At 69.7% G+C, this 20,102-nt stretch carries 21 protein-coding genes and 1 pseudogene; 8 read left to right on the top strand and 14 right to left on the bottom strand.

Annotated features, from left to right (window positions below; genetic code table 11):
* Window positions 1-126: 126 nt before the first annotated feature.
* From ORI60_RS13115 to ORI60_RS13100, 4 genes are read right to left on the bottom strand one after another with little or no spacing between them, the layout of a single operon-like run.
* Complete coding sequence (locus ORI60_RS13115; protein WP_266037461.1) at window positions 127-2,442, bottom strand: glycoside hydrolase family 65 protein; 2,316 nt, start codon at window positions 2,440-2,442, stop codon at window positions 127-129.
* Window positions 2,439-3,116, bottom strand: coding sequence for an HAD family hydrolase (locus ORI60_RS13110; protein ID WP_266037460.1), 678 nt, complete (start codon window positions 3,114-3,116; stop codon window positions 2,439-2,441). The genes ORI60_RS13115 and ORI60_RS13110 overlap by 4 nt, the downstream gene beginning before the upstream one ends.
* A gap of 7 nt (window positions 3,117-3,123) precedes the next feature.
* On the bottom strand, window positions 3,124-3,342 hold the full coding sequence (locus ORI60_RS13105) for a hypothetical protein (protein WP_266037459.1): 219 nt from the start codon (window positions 3,340-3,342) through the stop codon (window positions 3,124-3,126).
* A gap of 25 nt (window positions 3,343-3,367) precedes the next feature.
* The gene (locus ORI60_RS13100) at window positions 3,368-4,069 is read right to left on the bottom strand and encodes a VIT1/CCC1 transporter family protein (RefSeq protein WP_266037458.1); all 702 of its coding nucleotides are present in this window, start codon (window positions 4,067-4,069) and stop codon (window positions 3,368-3,370) included.
* A gap of 178 nt (window positions 4,070-4,247) precedes the next feature.
* Between ORI60_RS13100 and ORI60_RS13095 the strand changes: the two genes are divergently transcribed.
* Window positions 4,248-4,892 (top strand): hypothetical protein, encoded by a 645-nt coding sequence (locus tag ORI60_RS13095; RefSeq protein ID WP_266037456.1) that lies wholly within the window; start codon window positions 4,248-4,250, stop codon window positions 4,890-4,892.
* On the opposite strand, the pseudogene ORI60_RS13090 reads toward ORI60_RS13095, so the two are convergent.
* Window positions 4,889-5,124: pseudogene (locus tag ORI60_RS13090) on the bottom strand (IS481 family transposase); the annotation flags it as partial. The gene ORI60_RS13095 and the pseudogene ORI60_RS13090 sit on opposite strands and share 4 nt — an antisense overlap.
* Window positions 5,125-5,325: 201 nt before the next feature.
* Here ORI60_RS13090 and ORI60_RS13085 point away from each other — a divergent pair.
* A complete protein-coding gene (locus tag ORI60_RS13085; protein WP_266037455.1) occupies window positions 5,326-5,628 on the top strand; it encodes an iron-sulfur cluster biosynthesis protein in 303 nt (100 codons plus the stop codon).
* Window positions 5,629-5,730: 102 nt separating this feature from the next.
* Here ORI60_RS13085 and ORI60_RS13080 read toward each other — a convergent pair whose 3' ends face one another.
* From ORI60_RS13080 to ORI60_RS13055, 6 genes are all read right to left on the bottom strand, one after another.
* Entirely contained in the window at window positions 5,731-6,291 is a 561-nt protein-coding gene (locus ORI60_RS13080; RefSeq protein WP_266037454.1) for a LysM peptidoglycan-binding domain-containing protein, read from the bottom strand.
* Window positions 6,292-6,454: 163 nt separating this feature from the next.
* A complete protein-coding gene (locus tag ORI60_RS13075) occupies window positions 6,455-7,414 on the bottom strand; it encodes a C40 family peptidase (RefSeq protein ID WP_266037453.1) in 960 nt (319 codons plus the stop codon).
* Window positions 7,415-7,663: 249 nt separating this feature from the next.
* Window positions 7,664-8,593: a C40 family peptidase gene (locus ORI60_RS13070; protein WP_266037643.1), complete on the bottom strand. Its 930-nt coding sequence runs from the start codon at window positions 8,591-8,593 to the stop codon at window positions 7,664-7,666.
* 292 nt (window positions 8,594-8,885) lie between these two features.
* Window positions 8,886-10,106 (bottom strand): MFS transporter, encoded by a 1,221-nt coding sequence (locus tag ORI60_RS13065; protein ID WP_416234401.1) that lies wholly within the window; start codon window positions 10,104-10,106, stop codon window positions 8,886-8,888.
* Window positions 10,067-11,110, bottom strand: coding sequence for a PLP-dependent cysteine synthase family protein (locus ORI60_RS13060; RefSeq protein ID WP_266037451.1), 1,044 nt, complete (start codon window positions 11,108-11,110; stop codon window positions 10,067-10,069). Before ORI60_RS13060 ends, ORI60_RS13065 begins: the two co-directional genes overlap by 40 nt.
* 54 nt (window positions 11,111-11,164) lie before the next feature.
* Complete coding sequence (locus tag ORI60_RS13055) at window positions 11,165-11,509, bottom strand: hypothetical protein (protein ID WP_266037450.1); 345 nt, start codon at window positions 11,507-11,509, stop codon at window positions 11,165-11,167.
* A gap of 78 nt (window positions 11,510-11,587) precedes the next feature.
* Between ORI60_RS13055 and ORI60_RS13050 the strand changes: the two genes are divergently transcribed.
* From ORI60_RS13050 to ORI60_RS13030, 5 genes are all read left to right on the top strand, one after another.
* Window positions 11,588-12,580, top strand: coding sequence for an ABC transporter substrate-binding protein (locus ORI60_RS13050; RefSeq protein ID WP_266037449.1), 993 nt, complete (start codon window positions 11,588-11,590; stop codon window positions 12,578-12,580).
* A gap of 4 nt (window positions 12,581-12,584) precedes the next feature.
* Window positions 12,585-13,784 (top strand): MFS transporter, encoded by a 1,200-nt coding sequence (locus ORI60_RS13045; protein WP_266037448.1) that lies wholly within the window; start codon window positions 12,585-12,587, stop codon window positions 13,782-13,784.
* A gap of 63 nt (window positions 13,785-13,847) precedes the next feature.
* On the top strand, window positions 13,848-14,804 hold the full coding sequence (locus ORI60_RS13040; protein ID WP_266037446.1) for a hypothetical protein: 957 nt from the start codon (window positions 13,848-13,850) through the stop codon (window positions 14,802-14,804).
* Window positions 14,805-14,822: 18 nt separating this feature from the next.
* Complete coding sequence (gene pip / locus ORI60_RS13035) at window positions 14,823-15,740, top strand: prolyl aminopeptidase (protein WP_266037444.1); 918 nt, start codon at window positions 14,823-14,825, stop codon at window positions 15,738-15,740.
* Window positions 15,737-16,144 carry a DUF1992 domain-containing protein gene (locus ORI60_RS13030; protein WP_266037443.1) on the top strand — a complete coding sequence of 136 codons (408 nt, stop codon included), beginning with the start codon at window positions 15,737-15,739 and terminating at the stop codon, window positions 16,142-16,144. The genes pip and ORI60_RS13030 overlap by 4 nt, the downstream gene beginning before the upstream one ends.
* Here ORI60_RS13030 and ORI60_RS13025 read toward each other — a convergent pair whose 3' ends face one another.
* The 3 genes from ORI60_RS13025 to ORI60_RS13015 all read right to left on the bottom strand — a co-directional run bounded on the left by ORI60_RS13025 (window position 16,145) and on the right by ORI60_RS13015 (window position 19,222).
* A complete protein-coding gene (locus ORI60_RS13025; RefSeq protein ID WP_266037442.1) occupies window positions 16,145-16,663 on the bottom strand; it encodes a lytic polysaccharide monooxygenase auxiliary activity family 9 protein in 519 nt (172 codons plus the stop codon).
* Window positions 16,664-17,041: 378 nt separating this feature from the next.
* Entirely contained in the window at window positions 17,042-17,785 is a 744-nt protein-coding gene (locus ORI60_RS13020) for a class I SAM-dependent methyltransferase (protein ID WP_266037441.1), read from the bottom strand.
* Between the two features lie 450 nt (window positions 17,786-18,235).
* Entirely contained in the window at window positions 18,236-19,222 is a 987-nt protein-coding gene (locus ORI60_RS13015) for a DUF5937 family protein (protein WP_266037440.1), read from the bottom strand.
* A gap of 123 nt (window positions 19,223-19,345) precedes the next feature.
* On the opposite strand from ORI60_RS13015, the gene ORI60_RS13010 reads away from it, so the two are divergent.
* Window positions 19,346-19,840 carry a hypothetical protein gene (locus ORI60_RS13010; protein ID WP_266037439.1) on the top strand — a complete coding sequence of 165 codons (495 nt, stop codon included), beginning with the start codon at window positions 19,346-19,348 and terminating at the stop codon, window positions 19,838-19,840.
* Window positions 19,841-20,102 lie beyond the last annotated feature (262 nt).

Raw genomic sequence — 20,102 nt, 5'->3', positions numbered from 1 at the left:
GGCCTGATCACGTGATGCCCGCGCTGGTACCGCCTCACGCGGGAGCTTTCGTGTCGCACGACAGCACGAAAGCTCCCCGCGTGAGGCACGACCGGCAGGGACGTCAGCGAACTTCAGGCGCGCCAGCTAGTGCCTGCGCGGCTCCCGGCCGAACGGCGACTTCGGTCGCTCCAGGTCGGGAGCCTCCGGGATCGGCACGGTCACCGGCGCGTCCGCGGTGATCGTGATCGGCTCGCCGTGGTGCCTCGTGGTCAGCTCGGTGCCGTCCACGATCCGGTAGGTCGCCCCGGACTCGCTCACGTCCACCGAGATCCTCGTGCCCTGGAAGGACATCCGGAACGAGAACCGGGTCAGCTCGTCCGGCAGCCGCGGCGCGAACGTGAGCTCGCCGCCGTGGTCGCGCATCCCGCCGAACCCGGCCACCAGGGCCGTCCACGCACCCGCCAGCGAGGCCATGTGCAGGCCGTTGGTGACGTTCCCGTGCAGGTCGTGGAGATCGGTGAACGCGGCCTCGACCAGGTAGTCGTACGCGAGCTCGAGATGCCCGACCTCGGCCGCCATCACCGCCTGCGTGCCCGCCGACAACGACGAGTCGCGCACCGTGCGGGCCTCGTAGTAGGCGAAGTTGCGCGCCTTCTCCTCGTCGGTGAACGCGTCACCGCGCACGTGCATGGCGAGCACCAGGTCCGCCTGCTTGATCACCTGGTGGCGGTACAGGTCGAAGTACGGGAAGTGCAGCAGCAGCGGGTACTTGTCCTCCGGGGTGTTCTCGAAGTCCCACTCCGCGTGCTTGGTGAAGTTGTCCGCCTGCGGGTGCACCTGCAGCATCTCGTCGTACGGGACCGCCATCGCGTCCGCGGCGCTGCGCCAGCCCGCGATCTCCTCTTCCGTCGCGTCGCACGGGTTCCGCTCGGCGGCGTCGGCGGCTGCCCAGAGGTTCTGCTGGGCGATCAGGTTGGTGTAGACGTTGTTGTCGACGATCGCCGAGTACTCGTCCGGTCCCGTCACGCCGTCGATGCGGAACCCGTCGTGCGGGTCGTGGTGCCCCAGCGACATCCACAGCCGTGCGGTCTCCACGAGGATCTCGGTCGCTTCGTCGCGGTCGAAGTCCTCGTCGCCGGTGGCGTTCAGGTACTGCTGGACGGCGTACGAGACGTCGCCGGAGACGTGGAACGCCGCGGTGCCCGCCGGCCAGTACGCGCTGCACTCGGCGCCGTTGATCGACCGCCACGGGAACGCGGCGCCCTTGAGCCCCAGGACCTTCGCCCGTTCCCTGGCCTTGTCCAAAGTGGCGTGACGCCAGCGCAGCGCGTCGCGGGCCGCGTCCGGGACCGTGTAGGTGAGGACCGGGAGCACGAACATCTCGGTGTCCCAGAACGCGTGGCCGTCGTAGCCAGGTCCCGTGAGGCCCTTGCCGGGGATGGCGCGGGACTCGCCGCGCGCCCCGGCCTGCAGGACGTGGAACAGGGCGAACCTGATCGCCTGCTGCAGCTGGTCGTCGCCCTCGATCTCGATGTCCGCGACTTCCCAGAAGTCGTCCAGGAACGTCCTCTGCTCCTCGAGGAGCCCCTCCCAGCCCGTCTGGCAGGCGCCGGCGAGCGCGGCCTCGACCTGGGCCCGCAGCGCGGGGGTCGACCGCTGGCCGGACCAGCCGTAGGCGAGGTACTTCGTGAGCTTCAGGCAGCCGCCCGCGGGCACGTCGACGGCCAGGGTGAAGCGGGCGAGGTCCTCCTCGGCGCGGATCTCCGTGCGGGTGTCGACGCCGTCGATGTCGATCTCGTGGTCCATCGCGGCGGCCATGCGCAGGCCGGACAACTTGGTGTGGTGGCACAGCACGGCGCGCGTCTTCTCGGCCATCATGAAGTCGTTGACCAGCGGCGAGTCCAGCGCGGCGGCGACACGCGGGTCGTTGCTGCGGCTCTTGGTCGGCTCGTTGGCCAGCAGGTCGGACTGGACGACGAGCTGGAGGTCGTCCATCGGCTCGACCTCGTACCGGATGGCCGCGACCGCGCGCTGTGTGAACGACACGAGCCGTTCGCTGCGCACGATCACACGCCTGCCCGTCGGCGACTCCCAGAGCGTGCGGCGCCGCAACGTGCCGGAGCGGAAGTCCAGCGTGCGTTCGTGCTCGATGGCGTTGCCGTAGCGCATGTCCAGCGGCTCGTCCTCGACCAGCAGCCGGATGATCTTGCCGTCGGTCACGTTGACGACGGTCTGGCCCGCCTCGGGGTAGCCGTAGCCACCCTCCCCGTACGGCAGCTGGTGCTCTTCGTAGAAGCCGTTGAGGTAGGTGCCGGGCAGGCCCCTCGGCTCGCCCTCGTCCAGGCTGCCGCGCATGCCGATGTGGCCGTTGGACAACGCGAACGTCGACTCGGTCTGGTGCAGGTGGTCCACGGACAGGCCCTGCCAGCGCAGCTGCCACGGTTCGACGGCGTAGCTCATGACAGCAGCTCGTCGAGCTCGTCGACGACCACGTCGGCGCCGCCCGCCTTCAGCGCCTCCGCCTGGTTGCCGCGGTCGACGCCGACGACGAACCCGAACCCGCCGTCGCGGCCCGCCTGCACGCCCGCGAGCGCGTCCTCGAAGACGGCGGCGTTCTCAGGTGCGGTCTTGAGTCTTCTGGCGCCCTCGACGAACGAGTCCGGTGCCGGTTTGCCCCGCAGGTTCGACGCGGTGATGACGTTGCCGTCCACCAGTGCGTCGACGTAGTCCAGCAGGTTGCCCGCCCGCAGCACGCGCATGGCGTTGGCGGACGACGTGACGACGCCGATGGGCATGCCCGCTTCCCTGGCCGCCTTCAGGTACTCGACCGAGGCCGGGTAGGGCGTGATGCCCTGCTCGTCGATGATCGAGTTGACCAGGTCGTTCTTCTGGTCACCGATGCGGCGCACCTCGTCCTCCGACGGCGTGAGGCTGCGGGAGGTCAGGAAGCTGCGGACACCGTCGTAACGCGGCTTTCCGTCCACATAGGCCAGGTAGTCCTGTTCGCTGAACGGCTGGCCCATGGCCTCGAACGTCTGCCGCCACGCCTGCCGGTGCAGCACGGCGGTGCTGGTGAGCACGCCGTCTAGGTCGAAGAGCAGCGCTGTGATCTTCTCCGGGATGCCGAGGCTCATGTCTCGATCATGCACCCGTCTCGCCGACATCGGCGCGTTCTTCCGCGAGTCGTTCGTCCAGCGGTCGCGGATGGGCCTGCTCGTACTCGGTCATCCCGTACCTGGTGGACTCCGCCCAGCCCTCCTCCGGCTCGGTCTCCACCGGGTCGTGTCCGAGGTTGTCCTCGTCCAGACCCTCGAAGTCCTCGGTGTCCTCCTGGACGTACGCGCCTCGTTCTTCGCTCATGTGCATCCCAGTACCCAGTTCGGCGCTATCCGATGCTTTGGCCGACCAGCGAGCCGATGGCGTACGTGACGCCCATCGCGATCAGCCCGCCCGCGATGTTGCGGACGACGGCCCGCCGCTTGCCGGCACCGCTGAGCCTCGCGCTGACGAAACCGGTGAGGGCGAGGGTGAGGACCGCGGCGGCGACCGTGATCGGCACGCGCAGGCCGGTCGGGGTGAGGATGATCGCGGCGAGGGGGAGGAGCGCGCCGATGGTGAACGCGATGAAGCTCGCGACGGCGGCACCCCACGGGTTCGTCAGCTCGTCCGGGTCGATGTGCAGCTCGGCCTCGGCGTGGGCGGCCAGCGCGTCGTGCTTCGTGAGCTGCCGGGCGACCTCTTCGGCGGTCTCCTCGTCGAGGCCTTTGCCCTCGTAGATCCCCTTGAGCTCGTCGAGCTCCTGCTCGGGCATCTCCCGCAGCTCCCGGCGCTCCTGGGCGAGGAGGGCGCGTTCGGCGTCGCGCTGGCTGCTGACGGACACGTACTCGCCGCTGGCCATGGACATGGCGCCCGCGAAGAGGCCCGCGAGGCCCGCGACGAGGATCTGGGTGCGGTCCGTGGTGGCGCCCGCGACGCCCACCACGAGGCTGGCGGTGGACACGATGCCGTCGTTGGCGCCGAGAACGCCCGCGCGCAGCCAGTTCATCCGGTCGCCGCTGACCTCGTCGTGAGGCTCGTGGTGGGTCATTTCCGCAGGTTAGCGCCGGTCTCGCGGGATGCGGGACGGGCACGCCGCCGCACCGTTCGGGCTCTGCTGAACGGGTGAGTTTTGCCTGGTCAGGCGGTAGAGGTTCATTTTTTGTCAGACCCCCGTGGCAGCATGTCGAACAGGTGTTCGTGTGCGTGCTAGAGGAGGTCAGTTCCCGATGCAGATCGAACCCAGCCGCTGGCCAGGCCGCGTGGTCCCGTCCACCGGCTCCGACGTGGACGTCGCCGTCGAGTCCCTTTGCGTGCGGGCCTCGTGGGCCGACGCCGACCGTCGCTGGGTGCGGCGCCTGCTCGAGCCGTGGTTCAGGGCGGGCTGGAGCGTCGACGCCCTGCTCGTGGCCATCGACAAGAAGCCGGACGGCACCAGCCAGGGCCGCCCCCGTTCCCGCGCGCAGGTGGCGCACGAGTTCCTGCGGGCCCGCCTGCGCACCTGGACGGCGGACGGCGCGGGCCTCGCCAAGCCTCCGCTGACGGGCATCTCCCTCGGCGAGTGGTACCGGGTGAACCGCCGCAACGCCGCCCTGAACGCGCCGCGCCGGGGCGTCGGCCTCACCGCGCAGGGCCGCCAGGCGCAGGCGGAGACGCGCGCGCTCGCCCACCGGCGCGACCCGGTGGAGCGCAGCCGCGAGAAGGGCCGCCGCCGGCAGGAGGTGCTCGACAGCCTGCTCGTGCCGGGGCAGGAGGTGCCGTCGTTCGCCGACTCGTGGCGGCTGGTCGCCGAACTGATCCCGGTGCCGCGGGTGTGCTCGGCCTGCGGGCACGTGCGGAACGAGGTGTCGCGGCCGGCGCACCGCGTCGCCTAGGTGTGATGTCCAGGGAGGTTGGTCAGCCGCGTGATGGGTGGCTTGCCCCCGAGGGCGGACTGGGCTCGGTGGTGGTTGCAGAAATGCAGCCAGCCGGGCAGGGCTGCACGGCGTTGGTCTGTGGCCGATGTGGTTGCGTGCGCTTGTGGCGGACGCGGAGCTCGGAACAGGCATCGCGCCAGGCGTAGTACTCGTAGCAGGCCCCGTTGTCCGGCAGGACTCTTTCGACGGTCGGCGAACCACGCAACTGATCATCGCAGGACCGCGCCCGCCACCGGACGAACTTCCGGGACACGGCCCGGCGGCGAGGTGCCTCCACCGCGCCCTGCTGCCGAAAAGGGTGTTCTACCTGCGACTTCGGTCAGTGGTGGTTGAATTCGGCCCAGGCCGGGAACACGGAACGAGTTTCTTGTTTCCGATGTGAGGGGCCGACATGCTCGAAGTCACGCCGATGGCTGCCGAGGTCATCAACGAGCTGACGTCACAGTCAGAGGGCACCACCGACGACGTCGGCCTGCGTTTCGCCCTGGCCACCGAGCAGGACAGCCAGGCGGCGCTGGAGCTGTCGCTCAGCGAGGCCGTCGACGGCGACGAGGTGGTCGCTGCCCCCGCGGGCGCCAAGGTCATCATGGAACCGGCGGCCGCCCAGTACCTGGAGGACAAGGTCCTCGACGTGCGGCAGGACGACGAGGGCAACCCCGCCTTCGCGATCGCCCGCCAGGAGCAGTCCGGCTGAGATTCTTGGTCAGGCGGGATCAACGACGACCCCCTGACATGCGAACCGGGCCGGACCCCTCCGCGAGAAGGGTGTCCGGCCCGGTTCGTGCGACCCCCGTGCTCAGGGAATGGTCAGCACCTGACCGGGGTGGATGAGGTCCGGGTTCGCGATGCCGTTGGCCGACGCGATCTGCCCGTAGCGGTTGCCGTCGCCGTAGAAGCGCTCGGCGATCGCCCAGAGCGTGTCACCGCCGGCGACGGTGTAGGTCTGCACGGCCGGAGCAGCCGGTGCGGCCGGCGCCTGTTCGGCCGGAGCGGCCGCGGGCGCCTCGGGGGAGGGCTGCGGCGAGTCGGTGTTGGTGTTGGAGGCCCACTTCGCGCCGCCGTCGCTGCCGAACACGACCAGGTTCCTGTCGTCCTGCAGCACCAGGCGCGCGCCCTCGTTGCCCTGCGTGCCGGTCGACCACACGGCGTTGTCGTCGCTCGTGTAGAGCACGAAGTTGCCGTCGTCCTGCAGCGTGGCCCGCACCGCGCCCTTGCCGTCGGTGCCGCTGGCCCACACCGTGCCGGTGTTCTCCGACAGGACCAGGTTGCCGTCGGACTGCAGGGTCAGCATGTACCCGTTGACGCTGGTCAGCTGCTGGCCGCGGGTGAGTTCCTGCCCGGCTTGCAAGGTGTCCACAACAAACTCCACTTCGGACGATGACGACCGCCCGAACCGGCGGTGCCCGAAGCGGAACCTAGTCAGGCCGCCGCCATCGTGCCGGGCCAGCGGCGCACGTGCACCCGAGGGAGTGAAAAACGCCCCCCGCCCGGAGGCGAGGGGCGTTCGACAGGTACGACGGTCAGCCCTCGATGCGGCGAATGCCCGAGATCGGGCCGATCGAGTCGATGTCGGCGATCTTCACCGGCTGACCCTCGGTCGACGCGTGCACGGCGCGAATGCCGTCCACCGCCATCGCCACGTGCGACTGGCTCGAGTAGTAGACGATGATGTCGCCGGCCTTGACCTCGCCACGGCTGACCGGACGACCGGCGGCCGCCTGCGCGTAGCTGGTGCGGCCGATCGACACGCCCGCTGAGGCGTAAGCCTTCTGGATCAGCGAGGAGCAGTCCCACGAGTTCGGGCCGTTGGAGCCGTAGACGTAGGGTTCACCGCGCTGGTCGAGCGCGAACTGCAGAGCACGGCCCGCGGTGCCCGCCGGGACGTTGATGTTCGACATGTCACCGGTCTGCGCCAGCTGGTTCTTCACCGTGTTGCTGAGCGAACGGTACGCGGCCGTCGCCTCCGCGAGCTGCTTGTCGAGATCGGCCTTCTTCTGGTCCATCTCGGCGAGGAGCTTCTTCGACGTCTCGGTCGCCTCGTTGGCCGACTTCGTCGCCGCGTCCGCCGCGTTGACGGCGTCGGTCAGCTTCTGCAGTGCGTCCGCGTTGTCGGCCGCGAGGATGTTGATGGCCGACATGCGGTTGAGGAAGTCCTGCTGCGAGTCGCTCACCAGCAGCGCGGAGATCTGGCTGAAGTTCGCGCCGGAGTTGGTCGCCTCGGTGAGGAGGTCGACCTGACCGCGGAGGGACTCCTCGGCCTTCTGAGCATTGGCCAGGTCGCCCTTGGCCTTGTCCAGCTCGCCCTGCTTGGCCTTCAGGTCTTCCTGGGCCTTGAGGTGGTCCTGGTTGAGCTTGGACGCCTGCTCGGACAGCTCGTTGAACTTCTTGAGCGCGTCCGCGGCGTTGGGCTGTGCGGTGGCCGGTGCCGTGGGCAGTGCCGCGGCGACGACTGCCGCCGTCGCCACGAATGCGCCACGCACGATGCTGCGTGAGGGTTGCGACACCACGTCGCGGGTCCTCCTTTTTCCTGGCGGCCGCTCCGCGAGAACTACTGCGCGTAAGGCGGCAACCTTGGCGTGTGCCCCGAGTGGGTTAACTGCTGGGCCGAAGGTCTCGGACAGGTTACGGAATGACCTTGCCTTCGTCTACTACCGGGTCCCCATCAGTTCACCGGCCAGCACGCTCTCACAGTCGTCCACGTGGGTTTATCGCGGGGTGGGAGAGACGCGTCACCCGACGACCCGGCGAATCACCGAAATGGGCCCGATCGAGTCGATGTTCGCGATCTTCACCGGAGTGCCCTCAGTGGACGCGTGCACAGCTCGGGTGCCGTCCACGGCCATCGCCACGTGCGACTGACCCGAGTAGTAGATGATCAGGTCGCCCGGTGCGACCTCGCCGCGGCCGACTCCGCGCCCGACCTTGGCCTGGTCGTAGGTGACGCGCGGGATGGCCACACCGGCGGCCCGGTAGGCGGCCTGCATCAGCGACGAGCAGTCCCACGAGTTCGGTCCGTTCGAGCCGAACACGTACGGCTTGCCCTGCTCGCCCAGCGCGAAGGTGAGCGCGACGCCGGCCGCGCCCGCGGGCGCGTTCACGGTGACCTTGGGGCCGGTGCTGGCCAGGGTCTGCTTCTGCGGCGCGGACAGCGACTGGTACTTCGTCCGCGCGGTGGACACCTGCTGTTCCATGGCGGCCTTGCGCGTGGAGACGTCCGCGGCGAGCTTCTCCGCGGCGGCCGCGGCGGTGGTCGCGTCGGTGCGGGCCTTCGTCGCCGCGGCCAGCGTGGCGTTCATCCGCGACACCGCCTCGTTCTGGTCGGCGGCGATGATGTTCATCGCCTGCATCCGCTCCAGGAAGTCCTGCTGCGACGTCGAGGTGAGGAACGCCGAGAGGTCGTTGAGCCGGGCGCCCTCGAACGTCGCCTCGGTCAGCGTGTCGACCTGGCCGCGGAACTGCTCGGACTCGGCCAGCGCCTTCTTCTCGGCCTCGGTGGCGGCGACCACGATCCCGTTCGCCCTCGACAGGTCGCCCTGCGCCTTGAGGTGGTCCTGGCTGAGCTTCTCCGCCTCCCGCGTCAGGTCGTTGTAGACCTTCAGCGCGTCGTCGGCGGGTTGCGCGTGCGCCGAAGGCATCGACACCACCGTCGCGGCGATCACGGCGGCCAAAGCGGTAGTCCTTGCAGCACGGCCGGGCACGCGGCCTCCTCAGGAGTCGGAATCGGCTTCTGAGGAGGCGTACGTCCGAACGGGCGTCGGGGTTCAGCCTTTCCGGCCGTGCCCGCTCGCACGCGGGGCCCCTCCCGTGCCGCAAGACCGCACGAAAGGGCCCCGCGTGCCGATTCTGATCAGGCGGTCATCGGGCGCCAGGACGCCGTCGTCCTCCGCGTGGTCCTCCTCGACCGGTGCGGCGATGAGCGTGGCGACCTCCGATCCGGAACCCTCCCTCCTGCTAGGACGTCGAACCGGCGGCGACGGAATCGGCACGCGCCGCCAGTTCCTTCAGCGCCCACGCGCATCCGAGTCCGACGGCCGTGAGAACGAGCCACGGCGCCCAAGGAACGCCTGCGCGCGCGGCGGCGTCGAAGCCGACGCCGGTGAGCAGGTTGCCGAGCAGGATCCCGACGCCCACGACCGTGTTGTAGAGGCCGTAGTGCGTCGCCACGAGCCGGTCGCCCGACAACGAGACGATCTTGTCCATCTCGAACGGGAACACCACCATCGTGCCGAGGGCCAGCAACGCCGCGCACAGCACCAGTCCGGGCCAGCCGCCGAGGACCGCCGGGAGGAAGGCCAGGCCCAGCACCGCCATCCCGGCGACCAGGGACCGGTCAGGCCCGAGCCGGGCGCGCGCCCACGCCGTCACCCGCATCTGGCCGGCGACCGCCAGCACGCCCGACACGGCGAACAGCACGGCTGTCAGCACCGCCGACCCCGAGGCCAGCGGCAGCGCCAGGTAGACCTGGAACGACAGCACGTACGACCCGGTCATCGCCAGCGCGAACAGCACGAACCGCCGGTTCGACAGGACCAGCCGCCAGTCCGCGAGCACCGAGTCGCCCGACGGCGAACCGGCCCGCGCGGGCAGCGACCGCCACTGCAGCACCGTCAGCACCAGGAACACGAACGCCGCCACCAGGCACGTCAGCCGGAAGTCGACGGCCGTCAACGCCAGCCCGACCAGCGGCCCCACCAGGATCCCGGTCTGGTAGAAGACGTTGAACAGCGCGAACGCCTCCACGCGCCGTGGCCCGGCGTCCGCGGCCACGTAGGCCCGCACGGCGGGGTTGAACAGCGCCCCGGCGAACCCGGTGGCCGCCGACGCGATCACCAGCGCCGGCACCCCGTCTACGAACCCGAGCAACGCGAACCCGCCGGTCCGCAACGCGCAGCCCGCCACGATCAGGGGCTTGTAACCCAGGCGGTCCGCGAGCGTGCCGCCGATCAGGAACATGCCCTGCTGCGCGAAGTTCCGCACGCCCAGGACGAGCCCGACGGCCCACCCGGCCAGCGCGAGCGTCACGGACAGGTGCGAGGCGAGGTACGGCATCAGCATGTAGAAGCCCACGTTGATGCTGAACTGGTTGAGCAGCAGCAACCGCACGCTGCGGTCGAAGGAGCGGAACCGCGCGATCACGCCGTCACCGCCAGCGGGTCCACGACGGACCGGCACATGGTCCACGAGAACACCTCGCGCTCGCCCAGCGAGGACATCTCGGCGGGGTCCGCCGCGGGAACCACGCCGAGCAGTCCGTGGGCGGCGCAGTACTCGTCGCTGAACACCGTGTCGAAGTACCGCTGCGGCCCGTCCGGGAACACGGCGGCGATCCGCGTGCCGGGCGGGGAGGTCCGCGCCAGCCACGACGCCACCAGCGCGACCGCTCCGACGCTCCAGCCGCCGCTCGCGTAGTGCCGCGAGGCCAGAGCCCGGCACGCCCACACCGCCTCGCCGGGGTTCACCCAGTGCACCTGGTCGAACGCGGAGTAGTCGACGTTGCGGGGGAAGATGCTCGACCCGAGGCCGCGCATCAGCCGGGTCCGCGCGGGCTGGCCGAAGATCGTCGAGCCGATCGTGTCGACCCCGGCCAGGCGTAACGCCGGGAAGTGCTGCCGCAGCACCGACGACACGCCCGCGCTGTGCCCGCCGGTGCCCACGGCGCACACGAGCACGTCCACGTGCCCCAGCTGCGCGGCCAGTTCGTGGGCCAGCGGCGCGTAGGCGGCGACGTTGTCCGGGTTGCCGTACTGGTCGGGGCAGTAGGCGCCGGGCAGCACCGCCAGCAGCTCGGCGACCCGCTGCCGCCGGGCCTCCTGCCAGCCACCCGCCGGATGCGGGCGGTCGACGACGTCCACCGTCGCGCCGTACGCGCGCAGCATCCGCTGGATGATCGGTTCCAGGCCCGGATCGGTCACCAGGGTGACCGGGATGCCGTGCGCGATGCCGGCGAGCGCCAGGCCGAGACCGAGCGTGCCGCTGGTCGACTCGACGACGTGGCCGTCCGGGCGGAGATCACCGCGCTCCAGCGCGCGGCCGATCATGTGCAGGGCGGCGCGGTCCTTCATGCCGCCGCCGGGGTTGGCGCTCTCCAGCTTCGCCCAGAAACCGGAGGCGGAGGTGCGCGACAGCTCGTCGATCCAGAGCACGGGCGTGCTCGTGTCCAGCACGGGTACAGACATGGGGGTTCCTCGGAAGAACGTGGTGACAGGCCGGTGAAGGGAGCGGGGGCCGGCCTATGTCCGCGAGATCCCGAGGTCGAGCAGGAGTGTCCTTCCCGTGGTCACGCGCTCGCCGCGCGCAGAGGGCTCCGCTGTGCGGGCAGGACGCGCGACGGGCGTGCCGTCCGCGTCCGGGGTGGGGAATGACAGTGCGCTGACCTGCACCGCTGCCTGCGCGGGCGCCGCGGGTGACGCGTGGTGCGTCTCGCCGTGGTGGCAGATCTCCCCGGAGACGCCGGGGGTGAACGCCGCGTGGTGGGAGGGCTCCGGCGGGCAGGCGGGGTGCAGCACGAACACCGCGAGCAACATCAGTGCGACGACGACGGCAGAGCGACGCGCTGTGGCCGGGTGGTTCCGCACGGTGATCAACGTACCGCAATTTCCCGGTTCGTGAACCCTCTTGATAGGTTAGGCAAGCCTAAATCAGGAGGTGGACAGGTGCGCAGGACAGTCGCCGCGGTTCTGCTGCTCGGCCTAGTGGCCGGGTGCGGTGGAAACGCTCCCACGGAGCAGGGAAGTGGCCAGTGGTCCTTCAAGGACGATCGCGGCAAGGAGGTCACCGCGCCGAAACGGCCGGAGCGCGTCGTCGCGCAGGTGTCCGCCGCGGGCGCCCTCAAGGACTACGGCATCAACGTCGTCGGGACGTTCGGCCCGCTCAAGCGCGCGGACGGCACGACCGACCCGGAGGCCGGCAGCATCGACCCGAGCCAGGTCACCGACGTCACCGGCCCGGGCTACGGCGAGATCGACTTCGAGAAGTTCGCCGCGCTGAACGCCGACCTGGTCGTCGCCGGCTACTACCCCGAGGTCACCGGGCTCTGGCACCTCACCGCCGAGTTCGAGGAGAAGGTCCTCAAGGTCGCCCCGACCGTCGGCATCGGCCAGTCGAAGATCCAGCTGCCGGACGGGATCAAGCGCTTCAAGGAGCTCGCGAAGTCGCTCGGCGCCGACGTCGAGTCCGCGAAGGTGAAGGCCGACGAGGAGGCGTTCACCAAGGCCGCCGACAGGCTCAAGGCCATCGGCAGGAAGATGACGGACGCGAAGCAGAAGATCCAGGTCGTCGGCGCGGACCCGAAGCTCTTCTACGTCGCCGTGCCCGCCCGCAACCCCGACCTCGACTGGTACGTCAAGGAGCTCGGGCTGCCGCTGCTCACGCCGGACAAGCCCGACACCGAGGGCGGCGGCTACTTCCAGTCGCTGTCGTGGGAGAACTCCGGCACGTACAAAGAGCACGTGATCATGTGGGACACCCGCCAGCACGTGCTCAACCCGGAGCAGATGAAGGAGGGCCACCCGGTCTTCCAGGGCCTGCCCGCCGTGCAGGCCGGCCGGTTCGTCGAGTGGAACGCGGTCGCGCCGCTGAGCTACTCCTCCTACGCCGGGATCATGAACAAACTGGCTGACCAGCTCGACCAGGTGTTGGCAAAGTAGCCATGTGCTGACGCTTCTGAAGGAAAACGGCCCGTTGCGCGTGCTCAGCACCGCACGGGTCGTTTCTGTTGTGGGGGACGCGCTCAGTCTCGTCACGCTGATGGTGCACGTGCAGTCCGTCCTGGGGAAGGCCATCGCGGTGGCGGCGCTGCTGCTCGTGGGCGACTTCGCGCCGTCGTTGCTCAGCCCGCTGACGGGCGTCATCAGCGACAGGTTCGACCGGCGCACCGTCATGATCGCCTGCGAGGTCGCGCAGGGCGTGCTGCTGGCGGTCATCGCGCTGACGCTGCCGCCGTTGCCGGTCCTGCTCGCGCTGGTGGGCGTGCGGGCCGTGATCGGGCAGATCTTCCTGCCCGCCTCGCGAGCGGCGGTGCCGAGCCTGGTCGCCCCGAAGGACCTCGCGCAGGCGAACACCGCGCTGGGACTGGGATCCAACAGCGCCGACGTCGTCGGGCCGTTCCTCGCCGCCGTGCTGCTGCAGTTCATGGACACCCGCGGCGTCCTGCTGGTGGACGCGGTCTCGTTCGGTCTGTCGGCGTTGCTGCTGCTGCGCTTGCCGAAGCTCGTCGTAGCGGCAGAGCCGGGGGAGACGCTGTTCACCGACGTGAAGGCCGGGGTGAGCGAGATCTGGCGCCACCGGGCGTTGCGGATCGTGTTCCTCGGCTTCTGCGGTGTGGTGGCGTGCACCGCCATCGACGACGTCGCGGTGCTGCAGCTGACGATGGGGGTGTTCGGCGAGTCGGAGAGCGCGGCCGGCGTCGTGCTCGGTGCGGTGGGCGTCGGCCTGCTGCTCGGCTACGCGTTGCTGGCCAGGGGTTCCGCGCGGTGGAGCATGGTCGCGTTGCTCGTCACCGGGTTCCTGGTCAGCAGCGCCGGCAACCTGTTCACCGGTCTGGCGTGGGGCGTCGCGTCCGCGTTCGCGCTGCAGGCGGTGCGGGGACTGGGGATCGCGGCGATGGACGTCGCGCACAGCACGCTGGTCCAGCGGCTCGTGCCGGGTGATCGGACGGGCAGGGTGTTCGGCAACTTCTACGGCGGGATCGGTGTGGCGGCCGCGGTGTCGTACGTCGCCGGGGGTCTGCTCATCGACGTGCTGGGGCCGCGGTTGATCCTCGTCGTCGCGGGCGGTGCCGGGGTTTTGGTGTCGTTGTGGGTGGTTGCCGCTGCGCGCGCGAGAGGTGTTGAGTGGGAAACAGCCTCTTGAGGGGAGAAGGCGATGTGGGGGAAACGCATTGCTGTTCTTGCTGTTTCGTTGCTGCTGACCGGGATGACCGCTTCCGCCGCACGGGCGGGCACCGGGGTCGTGCCCGCGTCGACGTCGTGGACGTCCGCTGACCGCGGGTTCGTCCTGGGCCTCGACACGTCGTGCCAGACCGCGAACTGCCCGCAGCTCGTCCGCACGCTCGACGGCGGCGCGTCGTGGACGCGGGTGAGGACCCCGGCGTTGTCCGTGCCGGAGACCGACCGGCTGCGCGTGCTGTTCGCGAACGACTCGGCCGGCCTGGTGACCGACGGCGAGCAGCTGTTCGCCACCAGCAGCGGCGGCGCGCGCTGGGAACCGTCCGGGATCAAGGGAACGGTGGGGGCGCTGGGTTTCGACGGCGCCGGGTTCCTCGCGGTGATCTACGACGGCACGTCGTCGCGGTTGTTCCACCGCGATCTGTGGTCCGGCTCGTGGCAGCCGGTGCCGGGCGTCGAGGTCAAGGGCCAGGCGTCCGGTTCGATCGCTCCCGGTCACGTCTCGCTGACGACGATCGGCGTGGAGAGCCGGTACTGGACGCGGTCGCCGGCGGGCTGGCTGGAGGAACCGGCGCCGTGCACGGAGTTCTCGGCCACTCGGCTCGGCACCGCCGGCCCCGATCGTCTCGCGCTGTGCAGCTCCGACCCCGGATTCGGGACCATGACGAAGGAACTGCGCCAGGCCGTGGGCGGCGGGCCGTTCGAGACCGTCGGCGTGGCGCCGCGCGAGGGCATCACCACGGGCTTCGCGGTGTCACCGGAGGCGGTGCTCGTGGCCGCGACCGGACGCGACTGGTCGTTCGTGCACCGCGGACCCGGCGAGAAGTGGGGCACGCCGCTCACGCTCGGGGGACCGCCGCTGGAGGACCTGGCGTTCTCGGACGCGCGGCACGCGACGCTGGTGCGCGGCGGCCCCGGCCAGGAGTTCGCCGAGGTCCACCGGTCGGACGACGCCGGGCTGACCTGGAAGATCTTGTCGGTGTAGCTCGGTACGCTCGTTCCCATGGAGCCCTACGACCACGGCGTGCTCGACGTCGGCGACGGCAACCAGATCTACTGGGAGACCGTCGGCGATCCCGGCGGCAAGCCTGCCGTGTTCCTCCACGGCGGCCCCGGCAGCCCGGCGAACGGCGCGCGGAAGTCGCTCGACGCGGCGAAGTTCCGGATCGTGATCTTCCACCAGCGCGGCTGCGGCCTGAGCACGCCCCACGCGAGCGACCCGGCCGCGGACATGGGCGTCAACACCACCGAGCACCTGATCGCGGACATGGAGAAGCTCCGCGAGCACCTCGGCATCGAGAAGTGGTTGCTGTACGGCGGTTCCTGGGGCACGACACTCGCGGTCGCCTACGCCCAGCGGCATCCCGGGCGGGTGTCGGAGATGATCCTGATCGCCGTCACGTTGTCGTCTCAGCGCGAGCTGGACTGGCTCTACGAAGGCGTTTCCCGTTTCTTCCCGGAGGCCTGGGCCCGGTTCGCCGCGCACGCCGGCGGCGCGCCCGACGTCGTCCGCGCGTACGCGGAGCTGATGGAGAGCCCGGATCGCGGCGTCCGGGAGCGGGCGGCGCTGGAGTGGTGCCGGTGGGAGGACACGGTGCTGTCGCTGGAGGACTTCGGCAAGCCGGACGTGTTCGCCGATCGCGCGTCCGACGAGGTGATCGGGCTGGTGCGGATCATCGCGCACTACTACTCACACGGCGGTTTCGTGGACGACCTGCTGGGTGGCGCGGGCAAGCTCGCCGGCATCCCGGCCGCGTTGATCCACGGCCGCAGGGACATGAGCTGCCCGGCGGACACGGCCTACGCGCTCGCGCAGGCGTGGCCGGACGCCGAGCTGACCCTCGTGGACGACAGCGGCCACAAGGGCAGCCCCGCCTTCCGGGAGGCGATCGGGGCCGCGGTCAGGAGGTTCTCCCCGTGACACGACGGAAACCGCCGGAGATGAGCTTCGAGTCGTGGATCGACAGGCAGATCCGCGAAGCCCAGGACCGCGGCGAGTTCGACGACCTGCCCGGCGCCGGGAAACCGTTGCCCGGCGCGGGTCAGCCGCTCGAAGAGGACTGGTGGATCAAGAAGAAGGTCCGGGAGGAAGGGGGCACGACAGGGGTGCCCCCTTCCCTCGTTCTGCGCAAGCAGGCCGAGACCGCCAGGGCCCGTGCCCTGGCGGCCGAGACCGACACCGAGGCGCGCGCGATCATGGACGAGATGAACGCGAGAATCCTCGACGCGCTGCGGAAACCGTTGTCCGGTCCGCCGTTGAACCTGATGCCGTTCGACGTCGACGAGCTCTTGCGTGAGAGGAAGGGGATCTCACGCGGTCGGTGATCAGCTCGCGTTGATGTCGATGCAGGAGTAGAACGCCATCGGCGTGTCCGCGATGTTCCACACGGCGAGGACCTTGTGCCGGCCCGCCGAACCCACGTTCACGGTGTGCGACACGCTGGCCGGCGGCTGCTGGTTGTTGCCGCTGAACGTCGCGACCTTGCGGCCGTCGACGAAGTAGTCGTAGTCACGCGTGCGGTGCCGCGCGGTGAACGTCCAGTTGAACGTCACCGAACGGCCGGTGTTGGTGACCTTCCAGCCCTTGCTGTCGTTGCTGAGCACCGCGAACTGCGACAGGTTGGCGTGACAGCTCTGCAGGCCCTTGGGCCCCTCGACCGACTGCGGCTCCCACTGGATGGCACCGCAGTCCTTCACGGTGCCGCTGGCGCACTGCGCCTGACGGCTGGCTGGTGAGTTCACGTAGCCGTGCGCGAACGCCGTGCCGGAGGGGAGTGCCACGACGATCAACGGTGCAGCGAGAACGCCGGCCATGGCGGCCGTAACCTTGCGTCCAATCTTCATGTGTCTTCCTTTGCCTTGATGTGTGCGTACTCCCGTTACATCGCGGCGGCGACTGAAGGTCTAGACCATACCGCGCGTAATCGCGGCGCCACAAGACGTGTCTGGCAGATCGGCCGGGTATGTCCGGGCCGACTGGGAGTTCTCGGTGTCCGGAGCGCGACCGTGCGGCGCGGGAAGAGGCTGCCGATCATGGGGCTGACCGCTGCGGAGGGCGGGTTCTTCGAGGACTACGAGGTGATCAGACGTTGGAGGTGGGGATCGCCGAGGTCGACGGTGCCGGTGTGCCAAGGTCGTTCTCGATCCCGCGGTCCACTTGTGAGCCTGAGGTTCCCAGGCGCCGAAGGCGTACGGGATGTACTCCTGCGGTTCCTGGACCAGTTAGGCGGCCTCCAGAACGAAGAAGATGAAGCTCAGGAAGGCCCCCGAAGGGAAACTCGCCATCTCTTCGGGAAAGAGTTCGTGGGCTTCCGGCGCCGGAGGCGGCTCGCTGATGACGGCGGTGCGGAAGCCTGCTGCGGTGAAGGCATCGGTCATCGCGTGCAGCGGCCGGTGCCAGTAGGTGAGCACGGCCTTCTGGCCGTTGAAGTCGTACTCGTCGGACCACTTGGTGGTCGCGAAGTAGTCAGTCTCGCGATGCACCATCTTGAGGAGGATGGGGTGGTTGACGACCACGATCAGCCGGCCACCGGGCTTCAGCACCCGCCGCAGCTCGGCCAGAGGTGCGGTCCAGTCCTCCAGGTAGTGCAGCACCAAAGCGGCGACGGCGTCGTCGAACGCGCCGTCGGGGTACGGCAGCGGACCCGTTATGTCGGCGACCCGCAGGTCCACGTCGTCGCCGAGCCGCCGCCTGGCCAGCTCCACCATCTTGGCGCTGCGGTCGAAGCCGCTCACGACGGCTCCCCGATCACGTAGCGCCACGGACACAGGACCAGCACCGCAGCCGGCGTCGAGAATTCGCCGACCGGCCACGTCGCCGGCCAGGTCCACGATCGCGGGCCGGACGTAGTAGGCGTTGAGGAGGCTGGTCTCGTTCTCGGCCGTGTACGCCTCGGCGAAGCCGTCGTAGTCGTTCTCCACGGCCACATCGGCGATGACGGCGGAACTCTCGGGAGTGGCAGGCATGTTTCCCATACTGCCCAGTGATCAATCAGGTCGCCAGGAGATCATCTCCCTCGCCAATCGCCCGCTTCATCCGGCGCGCGGTCGCCCGGATCGAGGAGTGTGCTGGCCGACGCCAAGGCGTTCGACCGGCGTCCCAGTCCGCGCCGACCTGACCATCGCCGTCGACATCGCTACACGCACGATCTGCGCCGCGGTGCTGCGTCCGGTCGGCTCGAAGGCTGTCGACGCCTCGTTGCCGCTGGCCAAGATGCTGGTCCCCGAACCGATGCGGCCGGGTTGGGCCGACGCACTGCGGATGTCGGCGTCCCGGACGAGACAATCGCAGTTCGGCGGCTTGGTCCTCCGACAGGTTCAAGCCAGCAGGACAGGGTATGTCCGGCCGACTGGAGGTCTCGGTGTCCGGCGAAACTTGCCGGGTCGGGTGAAGTGGCGCTGGCGCAGCCCGAACGGCTAGTCGCGGGCTTCTTGTTCGAGCAGACGTGCTGCCTGTTCGGTCCGCTGGTACATCACGTAGCGCCCGTCTCTGACCTTGGTGACGAGGCGTGCGCGGTGCAGTGCGCCGAGGTGGTAGGAGACGGTGGCCGGGGTGTGTCCGGTCCGGGTGGCGAGCTCTGCGGTCGACCGGGCGGTGCCGAGGTCCGCCAGCAGGGCCGCTCGGGCGCTGCCGACCACCTGCGCGATGCTTCCGGGCCTGCGGTCCCGGCCGGCTCCGACCCGCTGGGCGGGGTAGTAGAGGACGAACTGGCCAGGGGTGTCGACCTGGATGACGAGGTCGGGCCAGTTGAGCACGCTGGGGGCGAGGACCAGGTCCCGGCCGGTGGCGTCGATCTCGGCGTCCCACGACTTGGCGAGGGTGACCGCGTCGCCGGCCCAGTCGATGTCGGCGTGGAGTGCTCCGAGCGCTCGGCCGACGCCATGGGTGGCGATGGCCGTCGCGCGGTGGGCGATGTCCTGGTCGATGATCGAGCGCAGTTCGGGCCATCCGTCGGCGAGGGCGTCCCGCCAGAACCGGGCGAGACCGTTGGCGAGTCGTCGCTGCATCCGCCCCGACTCCGCGATCCGGCGGGTCGTGGCCCGCAGCGGCCTGCTCCAGTGGGTCCGGGTGTAGGTGAAGACCTGGGTTTCGAGGTCGTCCTGGGCCGCGGCTTCGATCTGTGCGATCTGCTCGTCGAGAAGGTCACGCCGTTGTGCGTCCGTGCCCGGCTGCGGGGTGAGCAGGTCGGGTGTGTAAGTGTCGCCGTTCTGCGGCAACAGGTCCGCGAGCAGGGCGACGTCCGGATGGGCGAGAGACGCGCGAGCTAGTGGCCCGGGATCTCCGAACACCGGGTGCCGGCCCGACGCGGCGGTGAGTTTCAGCCACGCCACGGATTCCGACGCCGGGGAGGGCGACAACCGTGTCCTGGACACCGTGTCGGCGTCTACACGCAGCGTGAGCACCGCGCCGACGGTAGCAGTGGTCGCCGTGGATTCGAGCTGGTTCGAATCCTTTCCGGCGCGAGGTCGGCGCGCGGTTGGGTGGTGTTGCCGAACAACGGCTACGAAGAACTTGGGAGTGGTTTCATGGTGAGGCTGAAGGACATGACGAAGGCGGAGAGCCGCACGAGGAAGTTCGGCGCGGTCGCGGCCGCGCTGGCGTCGGTTGCCGGGACGGTCTTCGCCGCGGCGCCCGCCACCGCCGCCGACTACCCCACCAGCGCCTTCTCGATCGAGGTCGGAGCGAGCTACTACAAAGGCACGGTCACCTGGTACAACCGGGCGGTCGGCGTCGACGGGGCGTTCAAGGCCGTCGGGGAACGGCGGATCTACGCGCAGGCGTGGGCGGGCAGGACCTGGCTGGACTGGAACAGTTCCAGCACCTGGGTCGACAGGTCGGGGCCCGCATCCCTTCTCCTCGACGCGGACGTCGCAGGCGGGGCCACCAGGGTTCAGGTCTGGATGACCAGCGGAGACCCCTACGACGGCCTCGAGTACTTCACCTGCTACCGCAGCAAGAGCGTCTGCTCCGGGCCCTATGTGGGCAAGCCCCCGGTGACGCCCCTCGACCCGGTGGACTGAGCCCGTCACCGAGTAGAGGCACCGAATCCGCCGAGCAGGTCCGGACGAATCTCAGCGAGCCGTCCGGACCTGCTGTCGGCTCAGGCGGGATTCCGGATCGTCGGAACGCGCACCGGAATTGGGCGGCCCGCAGACGGGGGAGAACCACCGTCTCAGCAGGAGGCGGGTTCCCGCCCGCCCGAATCGGTGTTCGCGCAGCTCAAACCGGTTTGTGAGCGGTATTGCATTTGTCGGTCGACATTTGTTCGCATCGCCCTCGCTC

This window comes from Lentzea sp. NEAU-D7 (genome assembly GCF_026242055.1).
Lineage (GTDB): Bacteria > Actinomycetota > Actinomycetes > Mycobacteriales > Pseudonocardiaceae > Lentzea.
This window is presented reverse-complemented; position numbering and strand designations above follow the sequence as displayed.